Genomic DNA, 25139 nt, shown 5'->3' with positions numbered 1-25139 from the left:
TCTCGTCGATCACGCCATGCTCAGCTCGTGCCGTCCCACCACCATCCAGTGCACCTCGTCCGGACCGTCGGCAAAGCGCAGATGGCGGACGTCCTGGTACATCTCGGCGAGCGGGGTCCAGTGCGAGATGCCGGTGGCGCCGTGCATTTGGATCGCCTGGTCGATGATCTTGCAGGCGCGCTCCGGCACCATGGCCTTGACCATGGAGACCCAGACGCGGGCCTCCTTGTTGCCGAGCACGTCCATCGCCTTGGCGGCCTTCAGCACCATCAGCCGCATCGCCTCGATCTCGCAGCGCGCCTGCGCGATGATCTGCATGTTGCCGCCGAGATGGGCGATCTTCTTGCCGAAGGCCTCACGGGTAAGGCCCCGCTGCACCATCAAATCGAGCGCCTTCTCGGCCTTGCCGATGGTACGCATGCAGTGATGGATGCGGCCCGGGCCGAGACGGAGCTGCGAGATCTCGAAGCCGCGGCCTTCGCCGAGCAGCATGTTCTCCTTCGGCACCCGCACATTGTTGAAGCGCATATGCATGTGGCCGCGCGGAGCGTGGTCCTGACCGAACACATACATGGGCCCGAGCACCTCGACGCCGGGCGTGTCGCGCGGCACCAGGATCTGCGACTGCTGCTTGCTCGGCGCGGCATCCGGATTGGTCTTCACCATCACGATCAGGATCTTGCAGCGGGGATCGCCGAGACCCGAGATGTAATATTTCTCGCCGTTGATGACCCATTCGTCGCCGACCAGCTTTGCGGTGGTCGAAATGTTCTTGGCGTCGGAGGAGGCGACGTTCGGCTCGGTCATGACATAGGCCGAGCGGATTTCGCCGTTGAGTAGCGGCTTCAGCCACTTCTCCTTCTGCTCCTTGGTGCCGACGCGCTCCAGCACCTCCATGTTGCCGGTGTCGGGCGCCGAGCAGTTCATGGTCTCGGAGGCCAGCGGGCTCTTGCCGAGCTCGGCCGCGATATAGGCGTAGTCGAGATTCTTCAGGCCCTGGCCGGTCTCGTCGTCGGGCAGGAAGAAGTTCCAGAGGCCTTCCTGCTTGGCCTTGTTCTTGGCCTTCTCCAGGACTTCGAGCTGCTTCGGCGTGAAGCTCCAGCGATCTTCCTTGGCCTCGCCGGCTTTGGCGAACTCGATCGACATCGGCTCGACGGTGTCGCGGATGAATTTCTTGACATGATCGTAGAGCGGCCGGACCTGCTCCGACATTCTGAGATCGTTGAGCTCGTCGCCGGGATTGAGGGTGTAATTGGTGGTGCGGGGAATGTAGCTGTGTTTTGTCATTGTTCCTCCCGGGGACGCTGAGATCGTTCTGGCGGCAGAATAGTGCCAGTGCGGGCAAAGTGCGAGCGCGCATTTTTTCGCGCGAAGCCGTGCCATGCGATGGAATATCGCGAAGACGTTTGAAATGTTGTTTGAATGGGGCTGGGAGAACTCCCCCCAGTGTCGTCCCGGACAAGCGCAGCGAAGCGGAGCGCAGATCCGGGACCCATAACCACGGGAAGAAGTTCGACGACGACTCGAAGTTGCCAGCTCGCCCCACAACCACACTCTGTGGTTATGGGTCCCCGCGTTCGCGGGGACGACACCGGGTCCGAGGCTACGTTAGTTCGGCAGCCGATGCATCGCGCAGATCTTGTTGCCGTCGAGATCGCGCAAATATGCGAGATAGAGCTTGCCGCCGGGGCCCTGGCGAATGCCGGGCGGATCCTCGATCGGCTTCCCGCCGGCCGCGACACCCGCCGCGTGCCATTTGTCGACCTGCTCCGGGGAATTGGCGGCGAACCCGATCGTGCCGCCATTCGCGCAGGTCGCCGGTTCGCCGTTGATCGGCTTCGACACCGAAAACACGCCGGTCTTGGTGATGTAGAAGATGCGGTGGCCGTCGACCCTGGCCGGCCGGACCTCGAGCGTGCTCAGCAAATTGTCATAAAACGTCTTGGCTTTGTCGAGATCGTTGGTGCCGATCATGATGTGCGAGAACATTTGCCCATTCCCTTCTGCGCTGACAAAACGAGAAGCCGTAGGGTGGGCAAAGCGCAGCGTGCCCACCACGACATTCGAAAAATGCTTATGGTGGGCGCGGCGCAAGGGCGCCTTTGCCCACCCTGCAAGAGATCAAAACGCCGTATAGCCGCCGTCGATCACGAACGTGTCCGCGGTGTGATAGGACGACGCCTTGCTCATCAGGTACACCGCGATGCCGCCGAAATCGGATGCCTCGCCGAAGCGTCGCTGCGGAATCCGCGGCATCACGTTGGCGACGAATTTGTCGTTGGCCATGATGCCTGCGGTCATGTCGCTCTTGATCCAGCCGGGCAGGATCGCGTTCGCGGTGACGCCGTGCCGCGCCAGCTCGACGCCGAGCGCGCGCACCAGCGCGTTGATCGCGGCCTTGGTCGCGGCATAATGCTCGTTGCGCGCGGTGCCGAAGATCGAGGCGAGGCTCGAGGTCGCAACCAGCCGGCCGAAGGGATCACCGGCATTGGCGCGCTCGGTCATGTGCTTGGCCGCGGCCTGGAAGGCGTGGAACACGCCGTCGAGATTGGTCGCGAACATCGTGCGCCATTCTTCCTCGGTGCGCTCGATGAACGAGCGCCGGCCGCCGCCGCCGATACCGGCGTTGGCGAAGCAGCCGTCGACCCGACCAAACATGTCGAGCGTCGCCTTCATCGCGGCATTGACCGAGGCCGGATCGGTGACGTCGCAGACGCGAGTGTCGACCTTGCCTGATAGCCCGGCCATGCTCGCGGCAGCAGCCTTGTTCTTGTCGGGATTGCGACCCCAGATCGAGACGTTGCAGCCCTGGCCGGCCAGCGCCTGCGCAATGCCGAGGCCAATGCCGCCATTGCCGCCGGTGATCACGGCGACGCGGCCGGTGAGGTCGAAAATGTTCATGGGGCGTTTCCTGTTCTTGGCAAGGCTTCTTCACACGCGGCCCATCAGCCGCTGCGCGCAAGATTGCTTGCTATGCTCTGATCACCATGGACAAGCCCGCGCCAAAAATCAAATATGCGCCCCGGTAAAACGAAATTCCGGTCTGCGAAACTGACTTAAGGCCGCAACTGACGAGGACACCATGCAGTTCAAACACGTCACGCTCGATTTCGATGGCTCAGTCGCAATTCTCAGGCTCGACCATCAGGAGGTGATGAACGCGGTCTCCGTGGACATGCTGGGCGGCCTCGCTGAGGCGCTCGATACGATCGAGGAGAAGAAGGACGAGGTGCGCTGTGTGGTGCTGACCGGCGCGGGCCGGGCCTTCTGCACGGGCGCGAATCTGCAAGGGCGCAACAACCAGTCGAAGAAGACCAAGGCCGGGTTGACGCTGGAGACCGGCTTTCATCCTTTCCTGCGCCGTATCCGCAATCTGCACTGCCCGATCGTCACGGCGGTCAACGGCCCGGCGGCCGGCGCCGGCATGAGCTTCGCGCTGCTCGGCGACATGATTTTGTGCGCGCGCTCCTCCTACTTCCTTCAGGCCTTCAGGCGTATCGGCCTCGTGCCGGATTGCGGCTCGACCTGGCTGCTGCCGCGCCTCGTCGGCCGAGCGCGTTCGATCGAATTGTCGTTGATGGGTGAGCGGCTGCCGGCCGAGAAGGCGCTGGAATGGGGCCTCGTCAACCGCGTCTATGACGACGGCGTGCTGATGGAGGAGGCGATGAAGCTCGCGCGCGACCTCGCCAGCGGCCCGACGGTCGCGCTGTCCCTGATCCGCAAGCTCTATTGGGACAGCCCCGAGAATTCCTTCGAGGATCAGCTCAACCTCGAATTCCAGTGCCAGCTCCGCGCCGGCGACACCCAGGATTTCCGCGAGGGCGTCGGCGCGTTCCTGGAAAAGCGCCCCGCGCAGTTCAAAGGCAAATGATCGAGGCCGAGCTTTCACGCAGCGTCCAGCGCTGGTGCAAGGGCGCGACCGGCGTCACCGGCGCGGCCAAATTGTCGGGCGGCGCCAGTCAGGAAACCTGGCGTTTCGACATTACCCATCCCGATGGGCCTATCGGCGCGATCCTGCGGCGCTCGCCGAAGGGCTATGGCGCGGCGCCGACGCGCGCGGCCGGCCTTGCCGCCGAGGCGCAGCTGATGCAACTCGCCTTCGAGGCCGGCCTGCCATCGCCGCGCGTGATGCACGTGCTCGTGCCGGAGGACGACCTCGGCACCGGCTTCATCATGCAAAGGGTCGAGGGTGAGACCATCGCGCGCAAGATTCTTCGCGATGACGAATATGCGGCGGCGCGGCCGCATCTCGCGCGCCAGATCGGCGGCATTCTCGCTGGCCTGCATCGACTGCCAAAGGACAAGCTGCCCGAGTTGCGCAGCCGCGGCGCGAGCCAGGAGATCTCCGAGTTCGAACGCGACTATCGCAGCCTGAACTGGCCCAAGCCCGTGTTCGAGCTGGCGCTACGCTGGCTGCGTGATCACGATCCCGGCCCGTCGGCCGAGACGACCCTGGTGCACGGCGATTTCCGCAACGGCAATCTCATCATCGGTGCCGACGGTGTGCGGGCCGTGCTGGACTGGGAGCTCGCCCATCTCGGCGATCCCATGGAGGATCTCGGCTGGGTCTGTGTGAATTCATGGCGTTTCGGCGAGATCGACAAGCCCGTCGGCGGTTTTGGCACACGCGAGGAATTGTTCGCGGGCTATGAAGCTGCCGGCCGCAAGGTCGACCCCGCGCGCGTCGAATTCTGGGAAGTGATGGGGACGCTGCGCTGGGGCATCATGTGCGGCGGCATGATGCAGCGGTTCCGCGAGGGACCCGACCATTCCATGGAGCGCGCCATGATCGGCCGCCGCGCCAGCGAAACCGAGATCGATCTGTTGCGGCTGCTGGCGCCGCGCGGGAGCTGATACATGCAGGACGAGCCGACCCCGATCGAGCTGACCAAATCGGTCGCCGATTTCCTCCGCAACGACATCACGCCGCTGATCTCCGGCCACCAGGCCTTCAAGCTGCGCGTTGCCATCAACATCCTCGACCTCGTGACGCGGCAGCTGACGCGGGAGGAGGGGAGCGATGCTGCGGAAGTCGAGCGGTTGCGTGCGCTGCTCGGCGAGGACGGATCGGTCAAGGAGCTGAACCGCGCACTCGCCGAGCGCATCGCCAAAGGCGAGGTCGATCTCGCAACCCCAGGCCTCGCCGAGCATTTGTGGGCGACCACGATGGACAAGCTCGCCGTCGATCAGCCGAACTACGCGTCGTACAGGCGCGAGCTGGGGCGGGGCGGGTAGGGAGGTTGTGCCTCCTCTTCACTGTCATCGCCCGCGAAAGCGGGCGATCCAGTATTCCAGAGACGACTGTGAGATGCAGAGAAGCTGCGGCGCATTGGATGCCCCGGTCGAGCCGGGGCATGACACCGATAATGTGGAGAGCGCTCGTCGTCGAGACGCGACAGACTCACTTCCCCACCCATTTCGGCGGCCGCTTCTCCGAGAACGCCTTCGGGCCCTCGATGTAATCCTGCGAGGCCGCCATCGCCTGCACGGCCGGATAATCGCGCTGCTCCGCGATCGCCTGTTCCAGCGACACGCCGAGCCCTCGCTGGATCGCCTGCTTGGACGCCCTGATCGACATCGGCGAGTTCTTGCTGATCATCTCCGCCCAGCGCAGCGCCGCGGCGAGCGCCTCGCCTTGCGGCACCACCTCGTTGACGAAGCCGAGCTCAAAGCCTTCCTTGGCGCTGACATGGCGCGCGGTGAGGATCATGCCCATGGCGCGCTTGAGGCCGATCTGTCGCGGCAGGCGGTGCAGGCCGCCGGCGAGCGCGGCAAGGCCCACGCGGGGCTCGGGCAGGGCGAAGGTCGCATTCTCCGAGGCGATGATGAGATCGCAGGCCAGTGCGATCTCGAAGCCGCCGCCCATGGCGACGCCGTTCACCGCGGCGATGATCGGCTTGTCGCAGTCGAAGCGCGCGGTGAGGCCGGCAAAGCCGCCCTTGTCCCAGCCGCGCTTGCCTCCGGCCGCCTGCCACTTCAGATCGTTGCCAGCGCAGAACGCCTTGTCGCCGCTGCCTGTGACGATCGCGATCCATTGCTCGGGATCTCCGGAAAAATTGTCAAACACCTTCTGCAGTTCGAAATGCGCATCGGTGTGCAGCGCGTTGTAGACCTCGGGCCGTGACAGCGTCACGATCGTGATCGGCCCCTTGCGTTCCACCTTGGAAAATTTCAGCTCCATCGCGCGCTCCCGCATTTTCTTCTGAAGGAATATCAGCGTCATACTAGCGCGCGTCGGCACTGGCGCACCATCGAATTGCGCCGGTGCGCCTTGCGCCTTCGTCACGCCTCGCCTTGCTTGACTTGGCCGCGCTCTTCTCACCTTAATCGTGCGAAGCAAAAGTGCGCCTAGCGCCTTAACGCAAAACGATAAAATCAATCCGGGAGAGAACCTGTGGATTTCTCATTGCCTGCCGATCTCGTCGCCTATCTCGGAGAGCTCGATCGTTTCATCGCACGCCAGATCAAGCCGCTGGAAGAGGCCGACGACAACATCCGCTTCTTCGACCACCGCCGCGAATGGGCGCGCACCGATTTCGAAAATGGCGGCCTGCCGCGGCACGAGTGGGAAGCGCTGCTGCGCAAGGCCAAGGATCTTGCGGACGCCGCCGGACATCTGCGCTTTCCGGTACCGAAGCAATATGGCGGCAAGGACGGCTCCAATCTCTGGATGGCTGTGATCCGCGAACATTTTGCTGCGAAGGGCCTCGGCCTGCACAACGATCTCCAGAATGAGCATTCGATCGTCGGCAATTTCCCCGTCGTCACCATGCTCGATCGTTATGGCCGCGACGACCAGAAGGCGATGATCGACGGCTCGATCAAGGGCAAGTACCGCATCACCTTCGGCTTGACCGAGCCGCATCACGGCTCGGATGCGACTCACATGGAGACGCGCGCGGTGCCGGCCGCGCGCGACAACGTCAAGGGCTGGATCATCAACGGCGAGAAGATGTGGACCACCGGCATGCACGTCGCCACGCATTGCGCGCTGTTCGCGCGCACCAGCGGCAATGACGGCGATGCCCGCGGCATCACCTGCTTCCTGGTGCCGGCCAAGAGCCATGGTGTCAAGGTCGAGGAATACATGTGGACCTTCAACATGCCGACCGATCATCCGCGCGTCAGCTTCACCGACGTGTTCGTGCCGGAGGATGCATTGTTCGGCGAAGTCGGACGCGGCCTGTCGCTCGCGCAGTGCTTCGTGCATCAGAACCGCATCCGCCAGGCGGCCAGCTCGCTCGGCGCCGCGGTCTATTGCATCAACGAGAGCGTCAAATACGCGCGCGAGCGAAAGCCGTTCGGCAAGGCGCTCGCCGAGAACCAGGCGATCCAGTTCCCGCTGGTCGAGCTCGCGACGCAGGCCGAGATGCTGCGCCTTCTGATCCGCAAGACTGCCTGGGAGATGGACCAGCTCACCGAGGAGCAGATCGAGCGCACGCTCTCGGACCGCGTCTCGATGTGCAATTACTGGGCAAACCGCCTCTGCTGCGAATCCGCCGACCGCGCCATGCAGGTTCATGGCGGCATGGGCTATTCACGCCACAAGCCGTTCGAGCACATCTATCGCCACCATCGCCGCTATCGCATTACGGAGGGCAGCGAGGAGATCCAGATGCGGAAGGTGGCGGGGTTCCTGTTCGGCTATATGGGGCCGGGGAAGCATTAGCTGTTGTTGCGCGTTATCTCTCCCTGAGTCGTCCCCGCGAACGCGGGGACCCATAACCCCAGGGAGGAGTTCGGGGCGAGCCGGTCACTCCAAATCTTCGCATAACCGCTCCCTGTGGTTATGGGTCCCGGGTTTGCGCTGCGCGCGCCCCGGGACGACAGCGTTGATCAATTCACCCGCCGATCCTTGCCGGCCCAATGCGGCTCCCGCAATTGCCGCCGCAGGATCTTGCCGCTCGGATTGCGCGGCAGCGCCGGCAGGAACTCCACGCTCTTCGGCGTCTTGTAGCCGGCGATGCGCGTGCGGGTGAAGTTGATGATGTCGGTGGCGGTCGCTTCCTTGCGGGGCTTCATCACCACGACGGCCTTCACCGCCTCGCCCCATTTGTCATCGGGCACGCCGATCACGGCGGCTTCCGCGACATCGGGATGATCGCACAACGCGCTCTCGACCTCGGCGGGGTAGATGTTCTCGCCGCCGGAGATGATCATGTCCTTGATGCGGTCGTGGATGTAGAGGTAGCCGTCCTCGTCCATGTAACCGGCATCGCCGGTACGCAGCCAGCCGTCGCCGCGCAATGTCGAAGCGCTCGCCTCCGGCAGATTCCAGTAGCCTGCCATGTTGGAGCCCGAGCGCGTCGCGATCTCGCCGACTTCACGCGGCGGCAGTGGCTTGCCGTCGACGTCCAAAATCGCGATCTCGACGCCCGGCAGCGCCTTGCCGGCCGAGCGCATTCGTTCGAGGCCCTCGACGTGATCCTCCGGCGGCAGTGCGACGATGGTGCCGGTGGTTTCGGTCATGCCGTACAGCTGCACGAAGCCGCACTTGAAGATCTCGATGCATTCCTTCAGCAGCGCCGCCGGTATGGGCGAGGCGCCATACAGCATGTATTTCAGCCGCGAGAAATCGACCGTCTTCGCGCGCGGCTGCCGTACCACGAATTGCATCGCCGCCGGCACCATGAACAGTTTCGTGATGCCCGACTGCTCGAAGAAGTCCAAGATCTTGGTCGGGTCGAATTCGCGGGCGATCACGCCGCGGGCACCGTGATAGAGGCCCATCACGCCCCAGCCCGAGCCGCCGATGTGGAACACCGGCATCGCGACCAGCGATACGTCGTCTGTCGACCACCGGTTCCACTCCGGCTTGTCCTCGGCATTGCCTGACTGCACCAGGTTGAGGAAGTTGGCGTGGCTCAGCATCGCGCCCTTCGGCTTGCCCGTGGTGCCGGACGTGTAGAGCTGGATTGCGATGTCCTTGGCATCGATCGGCACCCTGGGATCATCGCCGCTCTGCGCGTCGCGCAAGGCCGTAAATTCCTGCCATTCCGGCGCACCGCCCTCGGTGGTGATGATGCTGCGTACGACCGGCAGCTGGTCCTTGATCTGGCGGATGAGGGTGATGAACTCGGGTCCTACGAACAGCACGGGCGCCTTGCAATCTTCGACGATGAAGGCGACCTCGGGCCCGGCGAGCCGCCAATTCACTGGCGCGGTCACCACGCCGGCCTTCATCGCGCCCATCAGCAGCTCGAAATAGAGATCGCTGTTCTTGCCGAGATAGGCGATGCGATCGCCGTGTCTGACGCCCATCGCAAGAAGCGCGTTGGCGACCTTATTGGTCTTGACGTCGAATTCGGCAAAGCTGGTGAGGCGGCCCTCGAACTCGTAGGCGACGGCATTCCCGCGGCTCCTGGCGCGCTCGCGCACCATGTCGGCGAGGTTGGCCAGTTTCTGTGTGGACATGTTTCTCCCGTGGCGTCTTGTTTTTATGCCGCGGAGTTTGGCGTCATCCGCCAGTGAAGACAAGATGGGAGTCCCGCCGTCGTCCCAGACAAGCGCGCCATAAGCGCGCGGCCGATCCGGGACCCATAACCACAGGGAGCAGTTTTGCGAAGATTCGTGGTTACCAGGCCACGCCACGACTTCTCCCTGTGGTTACGGGTCCCCGCCTTCGCGGGGACGACAGTTGAGAGCGGGGTGAAAGCGTTAGCTCCTTACACTTCTCCCCCTCGCGTCACCCCCGCTTCGCGCGGTCCTTCTCGTTCTGCGCCATGATGCTCTCGCGCGCGGTCTTCCAGTCGTCGTCGCTCCAATCGCGGAGCTGGTAGAAATTGCCGCCCATCGCGAGGGCCTGCGCGCCGTCCATGGCGATGGTCTCGCCGTTGATCCAGTCGCAGCCGCCGGAGATCAGGAACACCGCGAGGTTCTGCAATTCCTCCATGGTGCCGACGCGGCCCATCGGGTTCATCGCCTTGGTGCGCGCGCCGGCCTCGTCGCCGGGCTTGATGCGCTTGCTCATGCCCTCGGTCGGAATTTCGCCGGGCGCGATGGTGTTGAGGCGGATGCCGTAGCGGCCCCATTCGGCCGCGAGCGACATCGTCATGGCGTGGATCGCCGACTTGCTCATCGCCGACGGCACGACGTAAGGCGAGCCGTTGCGCACCCAGGTCGTGGTGATCGAGACGACGTTGCCGGGTTGCTTGTCCGCGATCCAGCGCTTGCCGACCGCATGGGTCACGTAGAACGTGCCGTGCATGACGATGTTGGCGACCGCATCGAAGCCGCGCGGCGACAGCTCCTCGGTGCGCGAGATGAAATTCCCGGCGGCGTTGTTGATGAGGTCGGTGAGACCGCCGTCGCGAAAGATGTTCTCCACCATCTCGTCGACCGCGAGCGCGTTACGGATGTCGACGCCGTGGCTGGTGACGCGGCCGCCATAGAGATTTATCAGCTCGGTCGCGGTCTCATCGCACACGATCTTGCGGCGGCCGCAGATGTGCACCTCGGCGCCGAGCTCGAGGAAGCGCGCCGCCATCGACTTGCCGAGACCGGTGCCGCCGCCGGTCACGAGAATGCGCCGGCCGGCCAGAAGATTTTCTTTGAACATGGTGGTTTCCCCCGTAGGGATTGTCAGTTAATTGGTCGATTGACTAAATCCGGCCGCCGGCGTCCTGTAAAGCGGCAACCGGTCAGGAACAGGGGAGAATTCGTCCATGGAAGAGCGCGTCTCGATCTCGATCTCGGAAGGCGTCGCCGACGTGCGCCTGGTGCGCGCCGACAAGATGAACGCGCTGGATCAGGCCATGTTCGAGGCGCTGGTCGCCGCCACCGAGCGGCTTTCGAAGGAGAAAGGCTTGCGCGCCGTTGTGTTGTCAGGAGAGGGCCGCGCCTTCTGCGCCGGGCTCGACATGGGACGTTTTGCCGCCACGAAGGAGAAGGGCGGCAACGGAATTCCGGGTGGCGAAAATCGCGATCTCACCAAGCGCACGCACGGCCAGGCGAACTTTGCGCAACAGGCGGTATGGGGCTGGCGCCAGCTTCCTGTGCCGGTGATCGCGGCCGTGCACGGCGTCGCCTTCGGCGGCGGCTTCCAGCTCTCGCTCGGCGCCGACATGCGGTTTCTCTCGGCGGACGCGCGGATGTCGATCATGGAGATCAAATGGGGCCTCGTCCCTGATATGGCGGGCACGCCGATCCTGGCGAGCCTCGTGCGCGACGACATCCTGCGCGATCTCACGTACACCGGCCGCATCTTCTCGGCGCAGGAGGCGATGACTTATGGTCTGGCCACCCGCATCTGCGACGACCCGCGCGCGGCTGCGCTGGACGTCGCGCGCGAGATCGCGGGAAAAAGCCCCGATGCGATCCGCGCCGCCAAGCGGATGCTGAACAATCTCTCGGTCGATCCGGGTCCAGCGCTGCTCGCCGAGTCGGTCGAGCAACAGAAGCTGATCGGCAGCGCCAACCAGACCGAAGCGGTGCGCGCCAATCTGGAGAAGCGCGCGCCGAAGTTTGCGGATTGATTGTCGTTCCGGGGCGGTCCGCAGGACCGAACCCGGAACCTCGAGATTCCGGGTCTGGTCCTTCGGACCATCCCGGAACGACGATCACAACAACAAAGAAAAACAAAAATGAGCGAAACGTCTGACTTCCTCGGCATCGTCTCCGGCAACCGTCGCCGCACCCACACCGAAGTCGCAGCCCGCGCCGATCGCATCGCTTCCGGCCTCGCCAAGCTCGGCGTCAAGCCAGGCGATTGCGTCTGCATGCTGATGCGCAACGACATCGCCTTCCTGGAAGCCGCCTATGCCGCGATGCGGCTGGGTGCCTATGGCGTGCCGATCAACTGGCACTTCAAGCCGGAGGAGATCAACTACATCCTTGGCGACACCGGCACGTCGGTGCTGATCGGACATGCCGACATGCTGCACGCGCTGCGCGATGCGATCCCGAAGGGCGTCACCGTGCTCAGCGTGCCGACGCCGCCGGAGATCCTGTCCAATTACAAGATCGATCCGGATCATCTGACGACGCCGGACTTTGCAATCGACTTTGAACTGTGGCTCGCACGATTTCAGCCCTATGAAGGTCCGGTCGTGCCGCAGCCGATGAACATGATCTACACCTCAGGCACGACAGGCCATCCCAAGGGCGTGCGGCGCAACGCGCCGACGCCGGAGCAGCAGGCTGCCGGCGAGCGCATGCGCGCGATGATCTACGGCCTCAAGCCCGGCGCCCGCGCATTGCTGCCGGGCCCGCTCTATCACTCCGCGCCGAACTCGTTCGGCATCCGCGCCGGCAAGCTCGGCGGCGCATTGGTGCTGATGCCGCGGTTCGAGGCGGAAGAATTTCTGCAAGCGATCGAGCGCTACAAGATCGACACCATCTTCATGGTGCCGACCATGTTCATCCGCCTGATGAAGCTGCCGGAGAAGGTGCGCAGGAGGTACGACGTTTCCTCGCTGCGCCACGTCATCCACGCCGCCGCGCCGTGTCCGGCCGACGTCAAACGCGCCATGATCGAATGGTGGGGGCCGGTGATCTACGAATTCTACGGCTCGACCGAGTCCAGCGCCGTCACCTTCGCGACATCCGAAGACGCGCTGAAGAAGCCCGGCACGGTGGGAAAAATCTCGCCCGGCGCCGAGCTGCGCTTCCTCGGCGAGGACGGCCGTGTGCTGGGTGTGGGCGAGATCGGCGAGATCTATTCCCGCATGGCCGAGCTGGCCGATTTCACCTACCACAACAAGCCGGAGAAGCGCGCCGAGATCGACCGCGACGGCTTCATCACCTCCGGCGATGTCGGCTATATCGACGCGGACGGCTACGTCTTCATCTGCGATCGCAAGCGCGACATGGTGATATCAGGCGGCGTCAACATCTACCCGGCCGAGATCGAATCCGTGCTGCATGCCGTGCCCGGCGTGCATGATTGCGCGGTGTTCGGCATCCCCGACGCCGAATTCGGCGAGGCGCTGATGGCTGTGGTCGAGCCGCAAGCCGGCGTCACGCTCGATGAAGCCGACGTCCGCGCCGCGCTGAAGGCGCATCTGGCCGACTACAAGGTGCCCAAGCACATCGAGATCCGCATCGGCCTACCGCGCGAAGATTCCGGCAAGATCTTCAAGCGCCGCCTGCGCGATCCCTATTGGGAGCAGGCGGGGCGAAAAATTTGAGGGCTACCTTGCCGTCTTAGCAGAGACAGATTTCGATCCTATATAGGCGGGACCATTGAACCCTCGGATCATCCCATGGCCCCCGTTTCCATTCTCCTCAACATCCTCTGGATCCTCATCGGCGGCGCCTGGATGGCGTTCGGTTGGCTGATCGCCGCGGTCATCATGGCGATCACCATCATTGGCCTGCCCTGGGCGCGGGCGGCCTTCAACATCGCCGTCTACACGCTGCTGCCGTTCGGCTCGCGGGCGGTCAGCCGCTACGAGGTGACCGGTGTTGAGGACATCGGCACCGGCCCGCTCGGGGTGATCGGCAACATCATCTGGTTCGTGCTGGCCGGCTGGTGGCTGGCGCTCGGACACCTTGTGACCGCACTGGTGCTCGCGATCACCATCATCGGCATTCCCTTCGCCTGGGCCCATCTCAAGCTCGCAGGGATCGCGCTCTGGCCGATCGGCAAGGTGATCGTGCCGGCCTAGGGCATGGACCCATCTACGTCGGCGGCCGGCGGCGGAGCCGGAAATCGCTCAGCCCGTGGGCCGAGAAAGGAAGCTGGGCTGACGCATTGATCCCTCTCAATGCCACGCTGGGCTTACGAGCCATGATTTAGCGTGATCGAGGACGGTCAGAGCGGCCGCGGAATGCCCCATAAGCAAGGAAGTCCGCTGATGGGAGAGCTGCGCAATCGGGTTGTTCAGGTCAGGTGCTTCGGCGATCCTGACGTCTTGGAGGTGGTCGCCGCTCCTCTTCCGACGGCTGGCCGCGGCGAGGTAAGAGTTCGCGTGCTTGCGTCGAGCATCGTGTACACCGATGTGGTGATCCGGCGGCACCTTTATCCGCAAACGATCACTCTCAAGCCGCCTTTTGTGCTGGGCTACGACGTCGTCGGGGAAATCGATCAGCTGGGACCGAACGTGGCGGACTTCAAGCCCGGCGACCGAGTGGCTGACATGACCGTGGTGGGCTCGAATGCCACCTACCGCACCCTCCGGGCCGAGAACGCGACCCGCGTGCCGCCAGGCGTGGATGCGGCCGAGGCGGCCGCCTTGATCCTCAGCTGGACGACCGCCTACCAACTCCTGCACCGCGCGGCCCACGTGAAGCCGGGGCAGCGCGTGCTCGTGCATGGTGCGGCTGGCGCGGTCGGCCAGGCGCTGCTCACGCTCGGCAGGATGGCGGGGCTTGAGCTGTGGGGCACGGCGCGTGGCGATCACGCGGCGTTGGTGCGCGAACTGGGCGGCACGCCGATCGATTACCAGCGCGAGGACTTCACGAAGATCGTGCCAGGTGGGTTCGATGTCGTGTTCGACGGAATCGGAGAGGACGGCTGTCGCCGCTCGTTGGCGGCACTCAAGCGGGGCGGCCTGCTCTGTGCCTACGGCTACACGGCGGGCGTACAGGCGCGCCGTAACCTGTTCAGCATCTTGACGTGGACGGCGCGCCTGTATGTGTTGGGGTGGTTGCCTGGCGGCAAGCGGGTCTACTTCTACTCGATCAATTTGATGCGGGCGCGACACCCGGCCTGGTTCCGGGAGGATCTGGCGCGGCTCTTCGAACTGTTGGCGGCTCGCGCCATTCGGCCACGCGTTGCCGAGCGAATCTCTTTCGCTGAAGTTGCTGAGGCGCACCGGCGCCTCGAAGCGGGCGGCCTGGAAGGAAAGATCGTGCTGTGCCCGGATCTTCCGTCGCGAGATCAACGAGAACGCGGGCTCACGGCGTAGATGTCGGAACCTGCTAAGGCGTCAGATCTATTCGATCTTGCCGCGGTCCGCGGCTGGTTCGACCCTTGAAAAAGCAGGATGCCGTTCCCGATAAGGCGGGGGCCGCTCCCTTGATCTAGCGCAAGCAATTGAGACCGCTTTCGAGATAGCATTTGACGATTTACTTCAATGGTTCATTGGAGGCCCGCAATGATCATTGAGCGTCTATCTCGCGAACACCGCAACATTGAGACGTTGCTCGCTGTGCTTGAGCGTGAGCTTGAGATTTTCGATCGCGGGAACCACCCCGACTACGAGGTCATCCGCGCGATTGTCAGCTACTTCGAGCTCTATCCGGAGCTGTATCATCATCCCCAAGAAGAATTGGTCTTTGCCAAGCTAAAGCTTCGAGATCCAGCTGCGGCGGCAAGGGTCGGCGATCTGACGCTTGAGCACCAAAAAGGGGCGCAGCGTTTGCGCCGCGTCGTTCAGGCGATCGACGCCGTTCTGGCGGATCGGGAGATTCTTCGGCAAGATGTGGAGAACATCGTTCACGATTTCATAGAGAGCGAGCGGCGTCACATCATGATCGAAGACCGCGACTTCTTCCCCGCCGCCCTCAAGGTTCTAACGCCTTCGGATTGGACTGAGATCGCTTCTGCCTCAACAAGTCATGAGGATCCGCTGTTTAGCGATGCTGCCGAAGAAATCTTCGACGCGTTACGAGCGCGCATCGTGCAGATGGAGAAAGAGTCCGAAGTCGAACGGCATTAGAAGCGCGTTCGAGGCTGGCAGCTTGACCGCGACCCTTGCTGCCACTCCAGTTGGACAAGCCTGCTGCCTATATTGCCGGACGGTGGCTGCTACAATTTGTCATCCGGTGCCCATTCAAGCGTTCCGTTCGTGACCCGAAGCGACGATCGATGTCGGCCGCCGGCGGCAGGGCTGTTGTCCGTCCGCCGGTTTAAAACCGCGCTCGTGCACTGACGCGGACCGTTCGGCCCTGGTCTGGCGAAATGTTGTTGTTGCCGTCGGCTGTCGCCCAATAGCTCTTGTCGAAGCTGTTCTCGACATTGAGCTGTGCGAACAGGGCGGCCGAATGACTGCAGGCATCAACGGCGCCGAGACTTGGCGTGATGGTCGATGAAAGCGCGCAGTTTCGGCAAGATCTGGCGCTTGCTCGGATAATAGAGAAAAAGGCCCGGCGTTGTCGTGGCAAAGCGTGTCAACACCGCCTGCAATCGACCCTCCGAGATATGAGCCTTAACAGGTGGGCCTGGCACCTGCGCGAGTCCCAAACCCTCCACTGCCGCTTCGATCAGTGTCGGATAATCGTGTGCGACGAGCGGACCCGAGACGACTGCCTCAATAGTCCTGTTGCCATCGAGAAACGACCACGGCACGACTGATCCGTTCGGCCGGCGCAGACGCAGGCAGGCATGGCCCCGTAAGTCATCGACAAGCTTCGGTCGTGTCCGCGTGCGCAGATAGTCGGGGCTCCCGACAACGACGAACGGAAAGGGCTGAGAGAGCCTGACCACAATCATGTCGGCATCGATGAACTGACCCATCCGGATGCCGGCGTCAAATCCTCCGGCGGCGAGATCAACTCGCTCCTCGCTTGCGGCGATCTCCACTTCGATCCCGGGATAAGCCTTGCAGAATGAGAGGATGACCGGCTGCAGGATCAGCGGAACGACCGCTCTGGGAACGGCGAGCCGCAAAAGCCCGACGGGACGTTGCCCGAGTTCACGCACGGCAGCCCCGGCCGCGACGAGCTCTTCAAAAGCTGGTCTGGCGCGGGACAGGAATTGCTCGCCGGCTTGCGTGAGGCCGACACTGCGCGTTGTGCGAACGAAAAGGACAACGCCCATGCGCGCCTCGAGCGCGCGCACCGCCTGGCTCATCGCCGATGGGGTGATGCCCAGCTCAGCGGCCGCCTTTCGAAAGCTGCGGTGCCGGGCAACGCTGAGGAATGCCTCCACACCATCGATCGCGCCCTGCTTCATTGTGAAGTTCTGCTTCATGGCTTGTCCACTTTATAGCGGATAGTGCAGCGAGCAAAGCTTTCTTAAGTTCAGTTGCAGAACGAGATGCACTGGCGGGTGACTTCGATGCCTGACGCCAGAGTCGGAGCTTGAGAACGATGACGCCAGTCCGGAACGCCGCCCTCACCATCACCTTCATTCTCATAGGAGCCCTTGCCATGACTGAAGCATCCATTGCCCAAACACAAAACGTATCGCCCGTAACAACTGGAGTGATGGTTATCCTGACGGCCAAGGGCAACGTCACACGCGAACAGGTTATGGCGGTGATGCCGGCTGAAGTCCGACAGACCGTGCAGCTCTACGTCGGTGGGAAAATCCGTGAATGGTTCTCGCGTGCCGATGGCCGCGGTGCCGTCTTCCTGCTCGACACCAGAGATGTCGCGGAAGCGCACGCGATCATGGACGATCTGCCGCTGGCCCGGCAAGGCCTCGTCGATCACGAGTACATCGCAGTCGGTCCGTTGCTGCCCCTTCGGTTGCTTCTGGCCGGTCCGGAACGCCCGCAATAGCGAGGAGGCAGAGAATGCCCGCCATCAATCTGCCATTTGTCCTGAGCGTCGTCGGCGCCTTCCTGACAAGTTCAGCGGTCGGTTACATCTATGTCTGGCCGTGGCTGCGTAGCTTGCCGCGAGTCGAGGCTTTGCGATCGCTCGCGGCTTTTCATGCGTTCAGATTCTTTGGAATGAATTTCCTGGTGACTGGATTTGTGTCGCCGGAATTGAACCCGGACTTCGCCAGTCAGGTCGGATGGGGCGATCTCATTGCCGCGGCTTTGGCCCTTTTCTCGATGGCGGCACTTTCCCGGGGATGGTCAATCGCCATTCCAGCCGTCTGGGTCTTCAATATCTGGGGCACGCTCGATCTTCTGAACGCATACTATATGGGAGCAACACAGCTCAAAGATCCCGGTCTGATGGGCGCAGGGATCTACGTCCCCGCGCTTTACGTCCCGTTGCTACTTGTCAGTCACGTTCTGATCTTTCTGCTTCTGTTTAAGGTCGGACCAGCGGAAGACCACTCAGCGACTCCCGCACCGGCTCGCACCTAAGTCTCTTCGTATCCAGCCGGCGCCCGGCCTTCCCCGCGCCCTTTGGTTCGAGAGAGGGGCGAAACGGACAGCAAAACTCGGGCGGAAGACGCCGCGAGAAGGCGAAGACATGTCTATACGGATGGAAGAGAATTTTTCCTGCCCCGGACGCAGCGCACCTTTCAGCGATGCGCTGCAGAGCTGGGGCCCATGTTGCGGCGACGTGGTATGTGGCTTTCTGGGTCCCGGCTCTGCGCCGCAACGCTTAAGGGCGTTGCAGCGCGTCCGGGACACAAGCGGCCGCCGTGTGCACCGCTCCCAACTTCATCTTGCGCTGCGGCAGAAAAATATCGCACACTCGGTTGCCGGGCATCCAAGCGAGCTCGAACCAAGGAGCGAGCCATGTCCCTCCAGACCGTACCATCCGACAGCGCTGAGCAACGCGCCAACCGCCCTGAGGACGTCCAGGCCACGGAAGCGGAGGCGCGGCTGCGGGACGACATCCGCCTGCTCGGGCGTATTCTCGGCGACACCGTGCGCGATCAGGAGGGCGCCGACGTGTTCGACCTGGTCGAGCGCATCCGGCAGACCTCGATCCGGTTCCACCGCGACGAGGACCGGCTCGCCCGCCGCGAGCTCGAGCAGATCCTCGACAGCATGTCGACCTCCGAGACGGTGCGGATCGTCCGCGCCTTCAGCTATTTCTCTCATCTCGCCAACATCGCCGAGGATCAGAACAACATTCGCCAGATGCGCGCCCGCAGCGCGGGAAAGACCGGCGGCTCGGGCGTGCTGGCGGAAACGCTCGCCCACGCCAAGGCAGCGGGTATCGGCCCCGACGCGCTGCGCAGCTTCTTCAGGACGGCGCTGGTGAGCCCGGTCCTGACCGCGCATCCGACCGAGGTGCGCCGCAAGAGCACCATGGACCGCGAAATGGAGGTCGCGCACCTGCTCGACCGCCGCGAGCGCGTCGCGCTCACCGCGGAGGAGGCTGATGCCAGCGACGAGCAGCTTCGCCGCGAGGTGCTGACGCTGTGGCAGACCAATCTCTTGCGCCGGACCAAGCTCACCGTGCTCGACGAGGTCGCCAACGGCCTGTCGTTCTACGATTACACCTTCCTGCGCGAGGTGCCGCGCCTCGTCAACGCGCTGGAAGACCGGCTGGAGGAGGGCGGCGAGCAGGCGGCCGGCGACCTCGCTTCATTCCTGCGCATGGGCAGCTGGATCGGGGGCGACCGCGACGGCAATCCCTTCGTCACCGCCGACGTGATGCGCGGCACGCTGCGGCTGCAGTCGAGCCGGGTGATGCAGTTCTATCTGGAAGAGCTGCACGTGCTCGGCTCGGAATTGTCGATCGCGGCGCATCTCGCCGACGTCTCCGAGGAGCTGCGCAACCTGGCGGAACGCTCGCCGGACACCTCGCCGCACCGGAGCGGCGAGCCCTATCGTCTGGCCGTCTCCGGCATCTATGCGCGCCTGACCGCGACGGCAGAAAAGCTCGAGGTCGAGATCACGCGCCGGCCGGTCGGCAAGGGTGCGCCTTATGCGAGCGTGAAGGAGCTGCAGGCCGATCTCGACGTGCTGCACCGCTCGCTGATCTCCAACAACGCCCAAGTCATCGCCCGCGGCCGGCTGCGGCTGCTCCGGCGCGCGGTGGACTGTTTCGGCTTTCACCTCGCCCGGCTCGACATCCGCCAGAACTCCGCGGTGCACGAACGCACCATCGCCGAGCTGATGGATGCCGCCAACCCCGGCATGTCCTATCTCGCGCTCGGCGAGGAGGCCCGCATCTCGCTGCTGACGAACGAGCTGCGCTCGACGCGCGCGCTGGTGTCGCCCTTCGTCAAATACAGCGACGAGACCATGGGCGAGCTCAACGTCTTTCATGCCGCCGCGGAAGCGCATGCGAAGTTCGGCTCGGACGCCATTCCCCAATGCATCATCTCGATGTGCAAGGGCATGTCCGACATGCTCGAGGTCGCGGTGCTCTTGAAGGAGGTCGGCCTCGTCCATCCCTCCGGGCGCAGCGCCATCAACATCGTGCCGCTGTTCGAGACCATCGAGGATCTGCAGGCCTCATCCGGCATCATGGACCGCATGCTGTCGCTGCACGATTACCGGCGTCTTGTCGACAGCCGCGGCAGCGTGCAGGAGGTCATGCTCGGCTATTCCGACTCGAACAAGGACGGCGGCTTCGTCACCTCGGGCTGGGAGCTCTACAAGGCCGAGATCAATCTCGTCGAGGTGTTCGAGCGCCATCACGTGCGGCTGCGCCTGTTCCACGGCCGCGGCGGCTCGGTCGGCCGCGGCGGCGGGCCGAGCTATGACGCGATCATCGCGCAGCCCGGCGGCGCAGTGAACGGCCAGATCCGCATCACCGAGCAGGGCGAGATCATCTCGTCGAAATATTCCAACGCCGAGGTCGGCCGCAACAATCTGGAGATCCTCGCCGCCGCTACGCTGGAGGCAAGCCTGCTGCATCCGCGCCAGAGCGCGCCGCGCCGAGAATACTTGACCGCGATGGACGAATTGTCGAACCTCGCCTTCAAAGCCTATCGCGGCCTCGTCTACGAGACCGAAGGGTTCGTCGAATACTTCTGGTCCTCGACCGTCATCAACGAGATCGCGACGCTGAACATCGGCAGCCGTCCGGCCTCCCGCAAGAAAACCCGCGCGATCGAGGATCTGCGCGCCATCCCCTGGGTGTTCTCCTGGGCGCAGTGCCGGCTGATGCTGCCGGGCTGGTACGGTTTTGGCAGCGCGGTCGAGCAATGGATCGCGGAGCACCCCGACAAAGGCATGCCGTTCCTGAAAGAGCTCTACAGGGAATGGCCGTTCTTCCGCATGCTGCTGTCGAACATGGACATGGTGCTCGCGAAGAGCTCGATCGCGATCGCCTCGCGCTATGCCGAGCTGGTGCCGGACGAAGCCTTGCGCGAAAAGATCTTCGGCCGCATCCGCCGCGAATGGCATTCCTGCATCGAGACGTTGCTCGACATCATGGGCCAGGACCGGTTGCTTCAGAGCAATCCGCTGCTGGAGCGCTCCGTGCGCCATCGCTTCCCCTATCTCGATCCGCTCAATCACGTGCAGGTCGAGCTCTTGAAGGAGCACCGCGCCCAGAACCCGGACGAGCAGGTGCTGCGCGGGATTCAGCTCACCATCAACGGCATCTCGGCGGGCTTGCGGAATACGGGGTAGGGCGTCGCTGTGGCCATACACTCCGCCGTCATGCCCGGGCTTGTCCCGGGCATCCACGTTCTTCATGCCACGCGAAGGCGCGGATGGCCGGGACAAGCCCGGCCATGACGCGTGGTGATGCAATGGGCGCCTCAACAGAAATGCGCGCCCTGCGTCTCGACATAGACCGCATAGAGCGACTGGCTCGCGGTCATGAACAGGCGGTTGCGCTTCTTGCCGCCGAAGCAGACGTTGGCGCATGTCTCGGGCAACAGGATCTGGCCGATGCGCGCGCCGTCGTTAGGTGCGAATACCTGCACGCCGTCATAGCCGGGACCGACCCAGCCAGCGCCGACCCAGATGTTGCCCTCGGTGTCGACGCGGAGGCCATCCGGGAAGCCCGACTTGCCGTCGAGCGTCATGTCGATCAGCTTCTTCGGATTCGACAGCTTGGCCCCGTCGATGTCGTAGGACCACACCACGTTCTTGGCTTCAGGATAATGCGTGATGCCGGTGTCGCAGACATAAAGCTTCTTGTAGTCGTGGGAGAAGGCGATGCCGTTCGGCTTGAACGGCTCGTCGGCGACCTTGGCGAGCTGTCCCGATTGCGTGTCGAGACGATAGACGGCCTCCTTCTGGTGGGGCTGCAGCGAGCCGGTATTGGCGAGCTTGCCTTCATAGATGCTGATCGCGCCATAGCCGGGATCGGTGAACCAGATCGACTTGTCGTTGGGATGCGCGACCATGTCGTTCGGCCCGTTGAGCGGCTTGCCATTGGCCTGCTCGGCCAGCGCCGTCACCGAACCGTCGTGCTCGTAGCGGACGAGGCGGGTGCGCTCGGCGCTGATCTGGCGGCCCTCGGTGTCGAACGAGTTGCCGTTGGCCTCGTTCGACGGCTTGTGGAACTGCTCGGAGATATGGCCGTCATCGTCGAGATAGCGCAGCTGTCGGTTGGCGGGGATGTCGCTCCAGACGAGATATTGTCCCTGCGCGTTCCAAGCCGGTCCTTCAGCCCACAGGCAGCCGGTGTAGAGCCGCTTGATCGCGGTGTTGCCGACCTTGGCCTTGAAGCGCTTGGGGTCGATAACGACGATGTCGGGGTCGGGATAGCGCTGCGGCTCGGCATTGGCGCCGAAGTCGCGGGCGTCGGCATTGGAGGCGAGCAGTGTCGACGCGGCGAGTGTCGCTGCGCCTTGGAGCAACGTGCGGCGGTCGAGGCCGCCGCCTGCAGTCGTGTCGTCGGAGTCGGTCAGTATTCTTGTCATGGTTTCCTCCCAAGATTGTGTTGGGAGGGCACCATTCGCCCGCAATCAGGCGTAAAGCGGGGCGATCTCTGGACAACATAGCCAGAGATCGCAGGGCAGGGATGCCGGAAATCCGTCTAGACGGGATCCCAGGTGAAGATGTCGGCAGAGCGGTCGAGCTTGTAGAACGAGCCCTTCAGCGCCGGCATGCCGTGTTCTGCGATCGACTGCGGCGTCCAGCCTTCGCTCCGCTGCACCGAGCGGATCGGCCTGTTCTGGCTGAACAGGAAGATCTCGTTCATGCGCACGCCGAAAATCTGTCCGGTGACGTCCTTGGCGGCATCGGAGATCAGATAGCCGCAGAGCGGCGCGATCTTCTCCGGGCCCATCTGCTTGATCTTCTCGACCCGCGCCTTTTCGGCTTCGGTCTCGGTCGGGATGGTGCCGATCATGCGCGTCCAGGCGAACGGCGAGACGCAGTTGGAGCGGACGTTGAAGCGGCCCATGTCGAGCGCAATGGACTTGGAGAGCCCGACGATGCCGAGCTTGGCGGCGGCGTAGTTGGCTTGTCCAAAGTTGCCGATCAGGCCGGAGGTCGAGGTGAAGTGCACGAAGGAGCCGCTCTCCTGCTCGCGGAAGATGCGCGCCGCGGCGTGGCTGACGTAGAACGAGCCCATCAGATGCACCTTGATGACGGCCTCGAACGCCTCCACGCTCATCTTGTGGAAGATCATGTCGCGCAAAATGCCGGCATTGTTGACGACGCCGTCGAGCCGGCCGAAATGATCGGTCGCGGTCTTCACGATCTTGCTGGCGGGGATCGCTTCCGCCACCGACTCGAAGTTCGCAACCGCGGTGCCGCCACGCTTCTTGATCTCCTCGACCACCTCCTCAGCCGGAGCCGCGTTCGCGCCGGCGCCGTCGGCGGCCCCACCGGGATCGTTGACGACGACCTTGGCGCCTTCCGCCGCACACAAGAGCGCGATCTCGCGCCCGATGCCGCGGCCTGCGCCGGTGACGATGATGACCTTGTCCTGCAGTGATTTGCTCATGGGTGCCTCCTGTTGTCTCTGTCATTCCGGGGCGTGCGCAGCACGAACCCGGAATCTCGAGGTTCCCCGGTGCGCAATTGCGCACCTGAGGTCTGGTCCTTCGGACCATCCCGGAACGACGAGAAATTACCTCTCGTTCGTAAACACGATCGTGCCGCTCGCGGCGAACATGCCGCCGACGCCGTGGCACACCGAAATCTTCGCGTTCGGCACCTGCGCCGGCGCGATGCCGCGCATCTGGCGCACGCTCTCCTGCAGCGCATACATGCCGTACATGCCCGAATGCATGTAGGAGAGGCCGCCGCCATTGGTGTTGAGCGGGAGCTTAGCCCCAGGCCGCGTGTTGCCGTCCGCGATGAACTTTCCGGTCTCCTCATGCGGCATGAAACCGAGATCGCCGAGGCCGAACAGCGGCAGATGCGCAAAGGCGTCGTAGATCATGAGATGATCGACGTCCTTGTGCGCGATGCCGGCTTCCTTGAAAGCCAGCGGCCCCGCGGTCTTGAACGCGCGCGAGGAGTTGAAGGTCTCCATCTGGCTGACCATCGGCGTCTCCACGCTCTCGCCGGTGCCCATGATGTAGACGGGCTTGCGCGGAAAGTCCTTGGCGCGGTCGGCCGAGGTCAGGATCAGCGCGCCACCGCCGTCGGTGACGAGGCAGCACTGCAACAGCCGGAACGGATAGGCGATCATGCGCGAGTTGAGGACGTCGGCGACGGTGATCGGGTCCTTCATCATCGCACGCGGATTCTTCGCCGCCCATTCCCGCTGCACCACCGCCACCGAAGCCAGCTGCTCGTGGGTGATGCCGTAGGTCTTCATGAAGCGCAGCACGGGGATCGGGAACATGCTGGGCGGGCCGTAGACGCCGAACGGCGCTTCGAATTGGCCTTGCAGGCTATCGGCGGGGATCGAGCGCGGCGCCTTGCCGATCATCGACTTGCCGCTCTCGGCATGCGTGATCAGCACGGTCTTGCAGAGACCGGCTTCGATCGCGGCCGCGGCATGACGGACGTGCAGCATGAACGAGCAGCCGCCGACCGAGGTGCCATCCACCCAGGTCGGCTTGATGCCGAGATAGTGGCAGACCTGCTGCGGCGTTTCGACCGCGGTGGCAAAGCCGTCGATGTCGGACAGCTTCAGCCCGGCATCGGCGATGGCATTGAGTGCGGCGTCCGCGTGCAGCTGGAGCTGCGAGGCGTTGGGGATGATTCCGAGCTCGGTGGTCTCGGCCGCGCCCACGACGGCAACCTGATTCCTGCGCATGGCCTTACCCCTTCGCCGGACGAAACACGGGGAGGGTGATCTTGTCGTCGAGCGCCTGGAAGGCGACCTCGAGCTTCATGTCGAGCTCGAGCGCCTCCGGCGTCTGCGGGCAGTCGATGATGTTGCTCATCATCCGCGGGCCTTCGGCCAGCTCAACCACGGCGATCGCGTAAGGCGGCGTGAAGCCTGGCGCGGCCGGCCGGTGGTTGATCACGTAGCTGTAGAGAAAGCCCTTGCCGCTCGCCTTGAAGACGCTGACCTTGCGCGAGGCGCAGGACGGGCAGAACGGGCGCGGCGGGAAGTAGACATGCGCGCAGGCGTCGCAACGCTGCAGGCGCAATTCGCCGGCTTTGGTGCCGTCCCAGAAATGCTGGGTCTCCGGCGTCGGTTTCGGTCGCGCGCGCTGCGGTTCGGCCATATTGGCGGCTCCTCCCAAGAGACAGGCTTCGCGCCCGCCTGTTTCGATCTTGATGCGACAATCGACCATGGTG

23 protein-coding genes are annotated in these 25139 nt (G+C 63.8%); 12 read left to right on the top strand and 11 right to left on the bottom strand.

Annotated features, from left to right (window positions below):
- Window positions 1–9 precede the first annotated feature (9 nt).
- From XH84_RS04630 to XH84_RS04620, 3 genes are all read right to left on the bottom strand, one after another.
- The gene (locus tag XH84_RS04630; protein WP_128917024.1) at window positions 10–1287 is read right to left on the bottom strand and encodes an acyl-CoA dehydrogenase family protein; all 1278 of its coding nucleotides are present in this window, start codon (window positions 1285–1287) and stop codon (window positions 10–12) included.
- Between the two features lie 321 nt (window positions 1288–1608).
- The gene (locus XH84_RS04625; protein WP_128917025.1) at window positions 1609–1989 is read right to left on the bottom strand and encodes a VOC family protein; all 381 of its coding nucleotides are present in this window, start codon (window positions 1987–1989) and stop codon (window positions 1609–1611) included.
- A gap of 132 nt (window positions 1990–2121) precedes the next feature.
- On the bottom strand, window positions 2122–2901 hold the full coding sequence (locus XH84_RS04620; RefSeq protein ID WP_128917026.1) for an SDR family NAD(P)-dependent oxidoreductase: 780 nt from the start codon (window positions 2899–2901) through the stop codon (window positions 2122–2124).
- A gap of 181 nt (window positions 2902–3082) precedes the next feature.
- On the opposite strand from XH84_RS04620, the gene XH84_RS04615 reads away from it, so the two are divergent.
- From XH84_RS04615 to XH84_RS04605, 3 genes are read left to right on the top strand one after another with little or no spacing between them, the layout of a single operon-like run.
- Window positions 3083–3871 carry an enoyl-CoA hydratase/isomerase gene (locus XH84_RS04615; protein ID WP_104462367.1) on the top strand — a complete coding sequence of 263 codons (789 nt, stop codon included), beginning with the start codon at window positions 3083–3085 and terminating at the stop codon, window positions 3869–3871.
- Window positions 3868–4854, top strand: a complete 987-nt coding sequence (locus XH84_RS04610) for a phosphotransferase family protein (RefSeq protein WP_128917027.1) — start codon at window positions 3868–3870, stop codon at window positions 4852–4854. The genes XH84_RS04615 and XH84_RS04610 overlap by 4 nt, the downstream gene beginning before the upstream one ends.
- 3 nt (window positions 4855–4857) lie before the next feature.
- A complete protein-coding gene (locus XH84_RS04605) occupies window positions 4858–5235 on the top strand; it encodes a DUF6285 domain-containing protein (RefSeq protein ID WP_128917028.1) in 378 nt (125 codons plus the stop codon).
- 166 nt (window positions 5236–5401) lie between these two features.
- On the opposite strand, the gene XH84_RS04600 is transcribed toward XH84_RS04605, so the two are convergent.
- Window positions 5402–6181, bottom strand: a complete 780-nt coding sequence (locus tag XH84_RS04600) for an enoyl-CoA hydratase-related protein (RefSeq protein ID WP_128917187.1) — start codon at window positions 6179–6181, stop codon at window positions 5402–5404.
- A 213-nt stretch (window positions 6182–6394) separates the two neighbouring features.
- Here XH84_RS04600 and XH84_RS04595 point away from each other — a divergent pair, with 213 nt between their 5' ends.
- Window positions 6395–7669 carry an acyl-CoA dehydrogenase family protein gene (locus XH84_RS04595; protein ID WP_128917029.1) on the top strand — a complete coding sequence of 425 codons (1275 nt, stop codon included), beginning with the start codon at window positions 6395–6397 and terminating at the stop codon, window positions 7667–7669.
- A gap of 167 nt (window positions 7670–7836) precedes the next feature.
- Here XH84_RS04595 and XH84_RS04590 read toward each other — a convergent pair whose 3' ends face one another.
- A complete protein-coding gene (locus XH84_RS04590) occupies window positions 7837–9414 on the bottom strand; it encodes a fatty acid--CoA ligase (protein ID WP_128917030.1) in 1578 nt (525 codons plus the stop codon).
- Window positions 9415–9685: 271 nt separating this feature from the next.
- Window positions 9686–10558, bottom strand: a complete 873-nt coding sequence (locus XH84_RS04585) for an SDR family oxidoreductase (protein ID WP_128917031.1) — start codon at window positions 10556–10558, stop codon at window positions 9686–9688.
- Window positions 10559–10664: 106 nt separating this feature from the next.
- On the opposite strand from XH84_RS04585, the gene XH84_RS04580 reads away from it, so the two are divergent.
- From XH84_RS04580 to XH84_RS04560, 5 genes are all read left to right on the top strand, one after another.
- On the top strand, window positions 10665–11474 hold the full coding sequence (locus XH84_RS04580) for a crotonase/enoyl-CoA hydratase family protein (RefSeq protein WP_128948013.1): 810 nt from the start codon (window positions 10665–10667) through the stop codon (window positions 11472–11474).
- Window positions 11475–11582: 108 nt separating this feature from the next.
- On the top strand, window positions 11583–13127 hold the full coding sequence (locus XH84_RS04575; protein ID WP_128917033.1) for an acyl-CoA synthetase: 1545 nt from the start codon (window positions 11583–11585) through the stop codon (window positions 13125–13127).
- A gap of 75 nt (window positions 13128–13202) precedes the next feature.
- The gene (locus tag XH84_RS04570; RefSeq protein WP_128917034.1) at window positions 13203–13607 is read left to right on the top strand and encodes a YccF domain-containing protein; all 405 of its coding nucleotides are present in this window, start codon (window positions 13203–13205) and stop codon (window positions 13605–13607) included.
- A gap of 189 nt (window positions 13608–13796) precedes the next feature.
- The gene (locus tag XH84_RS04565) at window positions 13797–14849 is read left to right on the top strand and encodes a medium chain dehydrogenase/reductase family protein (protein ID WP_128917035.1); all 1053 of its coding nucleotides are present in this window, start codon (window positions 13797–13799) and stop codon (window positions 14847–14849) included.
- Between the two features lie 189 nt (window positions 14850–15038).
- Window positions 15039–15602 carry a hemerythrin domain-containing protein gene (locus XH84_RS04560; RefSeq protein WP_128917036.1) on the top strand — a complete coding sequence of 188 codons (564 nt, stop codon included), beginning with the start codon at window positions 15039–15041 and terminating at the stop codon, window positions 15600–15602.
- A gap of 338 nt (window positions 15603–15940) precedes the next feature.
- Here XH84_RS04560 and XH84_RS04550 read toward each other — a convergent pair whose 3' ends face one another.
- Entirely contained in the window at window positions 15941–16855 is a 915-nt protein-coding gene (locus XH84_RS04550; protein ID WP_128917038.1) for a LysR substrate-binding domain-containing protein, read from the bottom strand.
- 179 nt (window positions 16856–17034) lie between these two features.
- Here XH84_RS04550 and XH84_RS04545 point away from each other — a divergent pair, with 179 nt between their 5' ends.
- The 3 genes from XH84_RS04545 to ppc all read left to right on the top strand — a co-directional run bounded on the left by XH84_RS04545 (window position 17035) and on the right by ppc (window position 21107).
- Window positions 17035–17388: a hypothetical protein gene (locus XH84_RS04545; protein ID WP_181769390.1), complete on the top strand. Its 354-nt coding sequence runs from the start codon at window positions 17035–17037 to the stop codon at window positions 17386–17388.
- Window positions 17389–17402: 14 nt separating this feature from the next.
- Entirely contained in the window at window positions 17403–17927 is a 525-nt protein-coding gene (locus XH84_RS04540; RefSeq protein WP_128917039.1) for a hypothetical protein, read from the top strand.
- Window positions 17928–18308: 381 nt separating this feature from the next.
- On the top strand, window positions 18309–21107 hold the full coding sequence (gene ppc / locus XH84_RS04535; RefSeq protein WP_128917040.1) for a phosphoenolpyruvate carboxylase: 2799 nt from the start codon (window positions 18309–18311) through the stop codon (window positions 21105–21107).
- Between the two features lie 131 nt (window positions 21108–21238).
- Here ppc and XH84_RS04530 read toward each other — a convergent pair whose 3' ends face one another.
- From XH84_RS04530 to XH84_RS04515, 4 genes are all read right to left on the bottom strand, one after another.
- Window positions 21239–22351, bottom strand: coding sequence for an SMP-30/gluconolactonase/LRE family protein (locus XH84_RS04530; RefSeq protein WP_128917041.1), 1113 nt, complete (start codon window positions 22349–22351; stop codon window positions 21239–21241).
- A gap of 116 nt (window positions 22352–22467) precedes the next feature.
- Window positions 22468–23382: an SDR family oxidoreductase gene (locus tag XH84_RS04525; RefSeq protein ID WP_128917042.1), complete on the bottom strand. Its 915-nt coding sequence runs from the start codon at window positions 23380–23382 to the stop codon at window positions 22468–22470.
- A gap of 126 nt (window positions 23383–23508) precedes the next feature.
- Window positions 23509–24648 (bottom strand): thiolase C-terminal domain-containing protein, encoded by a 1140-nt coding sequence (locus tag XH84_RS04520; protein WP_128917043.1) that lies wholly within the window; start codon window positions 24646–24648, stop codon window positions 23509–23511.
- Window positions 24649–24652: 4 nt separating this feature from the next.
- A complete protein-coding gene (locus XH84_RS04515) occupies window positions 24653–25066 on the bottom strand; it encodes a Zn-ribbon domain-containing OB-fold protein (protein ID WP_128917044.1) in 414 nt (137 codons plus the stop codon).
- Window positions 25067–25139 lie beyond the last annotated feature (73 nt).

Source organism: Bradyrhizobium nanningense (genome assembly GCF_004114535.1).
Taxonomy (GTDB): Bacteria; Pseudomonadota; Alphaproteobacteria; order Rhizobiales; family Xanthobacteraceae; genus Bradyrhizobium; species Bradyrhizobium nanningense.
This window is presented reverse-complemented; position numbering and strand designations above follow the sequence as displayed.

What these genes read in the sequence shown, in the direction of transcription:
- XH84_RS04630 (WP_128917024.1), bottom strand. Translation starts at nt 1,287, where the DNA reads ATGACAAAACACAGCTACATTCCCCGCACCACCAATTACACCCTCAAT.
- XH84_RS04625 (WP_128917025.1), bottom strand. Translation starts at nt 1,989, where the DNA reads ATGTTCTCGCACATCATGATCGGCACCAACGATCTCGACAAAGCCAAG.
- XH84_RS04620 (WP_128917026.1), bottom strand. Translation starts at nt 2,901, where the DNA reads ATGAACATTTTCGACCTCACCGGCCGCGTCGCCGTGATCACCGGCGGC.
- XH84_RS04615 (WP_104462367.1), top strand. Translation starts at nt 3,083, where the DNA reads ATGCAGTTCAAACACGTCACGCTCGATTTCGATGGCTCAGTCGCAATT.
- XH84_RS04610 (WP_128917027.1), top strand. Translation starts at nt 3,868, where the DNA reads ATGATCGAGGCCGAGCTTTCACGCAGCGTCCAGCGCTGGTGCAAGGGC.
- XH84_RS04605 (WP_128917028.1), top strand. Translation starts at nt 4,858, where the DNA reads ATGCAGGACGAGCCGACCCCGATCGAGCTGACCAAATCGGTCGCCGAT.
- XH84_RS04600 (WP_128917187.1), bottom strand. Translation starts at nt 6,181, where the DNA reads ATGGAGCTGAAATTTTCCAAGGTGGAACGCAAGGGGCCGATCACGATC.
- XH84_RS04590 (WP_128917030.1), bottom strand. Translation starts at nt 9,414, where the DNA reads ATGTCCACACAGAAACTGGCCAACCTCGCCGACATGGTGCGCGAGCGC.
- XH84_RS04585 (WP_128917031.1), bottom strand. Translation starts at nt 10,558, where the DNA reads ATGTTCAAAGAAAATCTTCTGGCCGGCCGGCGCATTCTCGTGACCGGC.
- XH84_RS04580 (WP_128948013.1), top strand. Translation starts at nt 10,665, where the DNA reads ATGGAAGAGCGCGTCTCGATCTCGATCTCGGAAGGCGTCGCCGACGTG.
- XH84_RS04575 (WP_128917033.1), top strand. Translation starts at nt 11,583, where the DNA reads ATGAGCGAAACGTCTGACTTCCTCGGCATCGTCTCCGGCAACCGTCGC.
- XH84_RS04570 (WP_128917034.1), top strand. Translation starts at nt 13,203, where the DNA reads ATGGCCCCCGTTTCCATTCTCCTCAACATCCTCTGGATCCTCATCGGC.
- XH84_RS04565 (WP_128917035.1), top strand. Translation starts at nt 13,797, where the DNA reads ATGGGAGAGCTGCGCAATCGGGTTGTTCAGGTCAGGTGCTTCGGCGAT.
- XH84_RS04560 (WP_128917036.1), top strand. Translation starts at nt 15,039, where the DNA reads ATGATCATTGAGCGTCTATCTCGCGAACACCGCAACATTGAGACGTTG.
- XH84_RS04550 (WP_128917038.1), bottom strand. Translation starts at nt 16,855, where the DNA reads ATGAAGCAGAACTTCACAATGAAGCAGGGCGCGATCGATGGTGTGGAG.
- XH84_RS04545 (WP_181769390.1), top strand. Translation starts at nt 17,035, where the DNA reads ATGACTGAAGCATCCATTGCCCAAACACAAAACGTATCGCCCGTAACA.
- XH84_RS04540 (WP_128917039.1), top strand. Translation starts at nt 17,403, where the DNA reads ATGCCCGCCATCAATCTGCCATTTGTCCTGAGCGTCGTCGGCGCCTTC.
- ppc (WP_128917040.1), top strand. Translation starts at nt 18,309, where the DNA reads ATGTCCCTCCAGACCGTACCATCCGACAGCGCTGAGCAACGCGCCAAC.
- XH84_RS04530 (WP_128917041.1), bottom strand. Translation starts at nt 22,351, where the DNA reads ATGACAAGAATACTGACCGACTCCGACGACACGACTGCAGGCGGCGGC.
- XH84_RS04525 (WP_128917042.1), bottom strand. Translation starts at nt 23,382, where the DNA reads ATGAGCAAATCACTGCAGGACAAGGTCATCATCGTCACCGGCGCAGGC.
- XH84_RS04520 (WP_128917043.1), bottom strand. Translation starts at nt 24,648, where the DNA reads ATGCGCAGGAATCAGGTTGCCGTCGTGGGCGCGGCCGAGACCACCGAG.
- XH84_RS04515 (WP_128917044.1), bottom strand. Translation starts at nt 25,066, where the DNA reads ATGGCCGAACCGCAGCGCGCGCGACCGAAACCGACGCCGGAGACCCAG.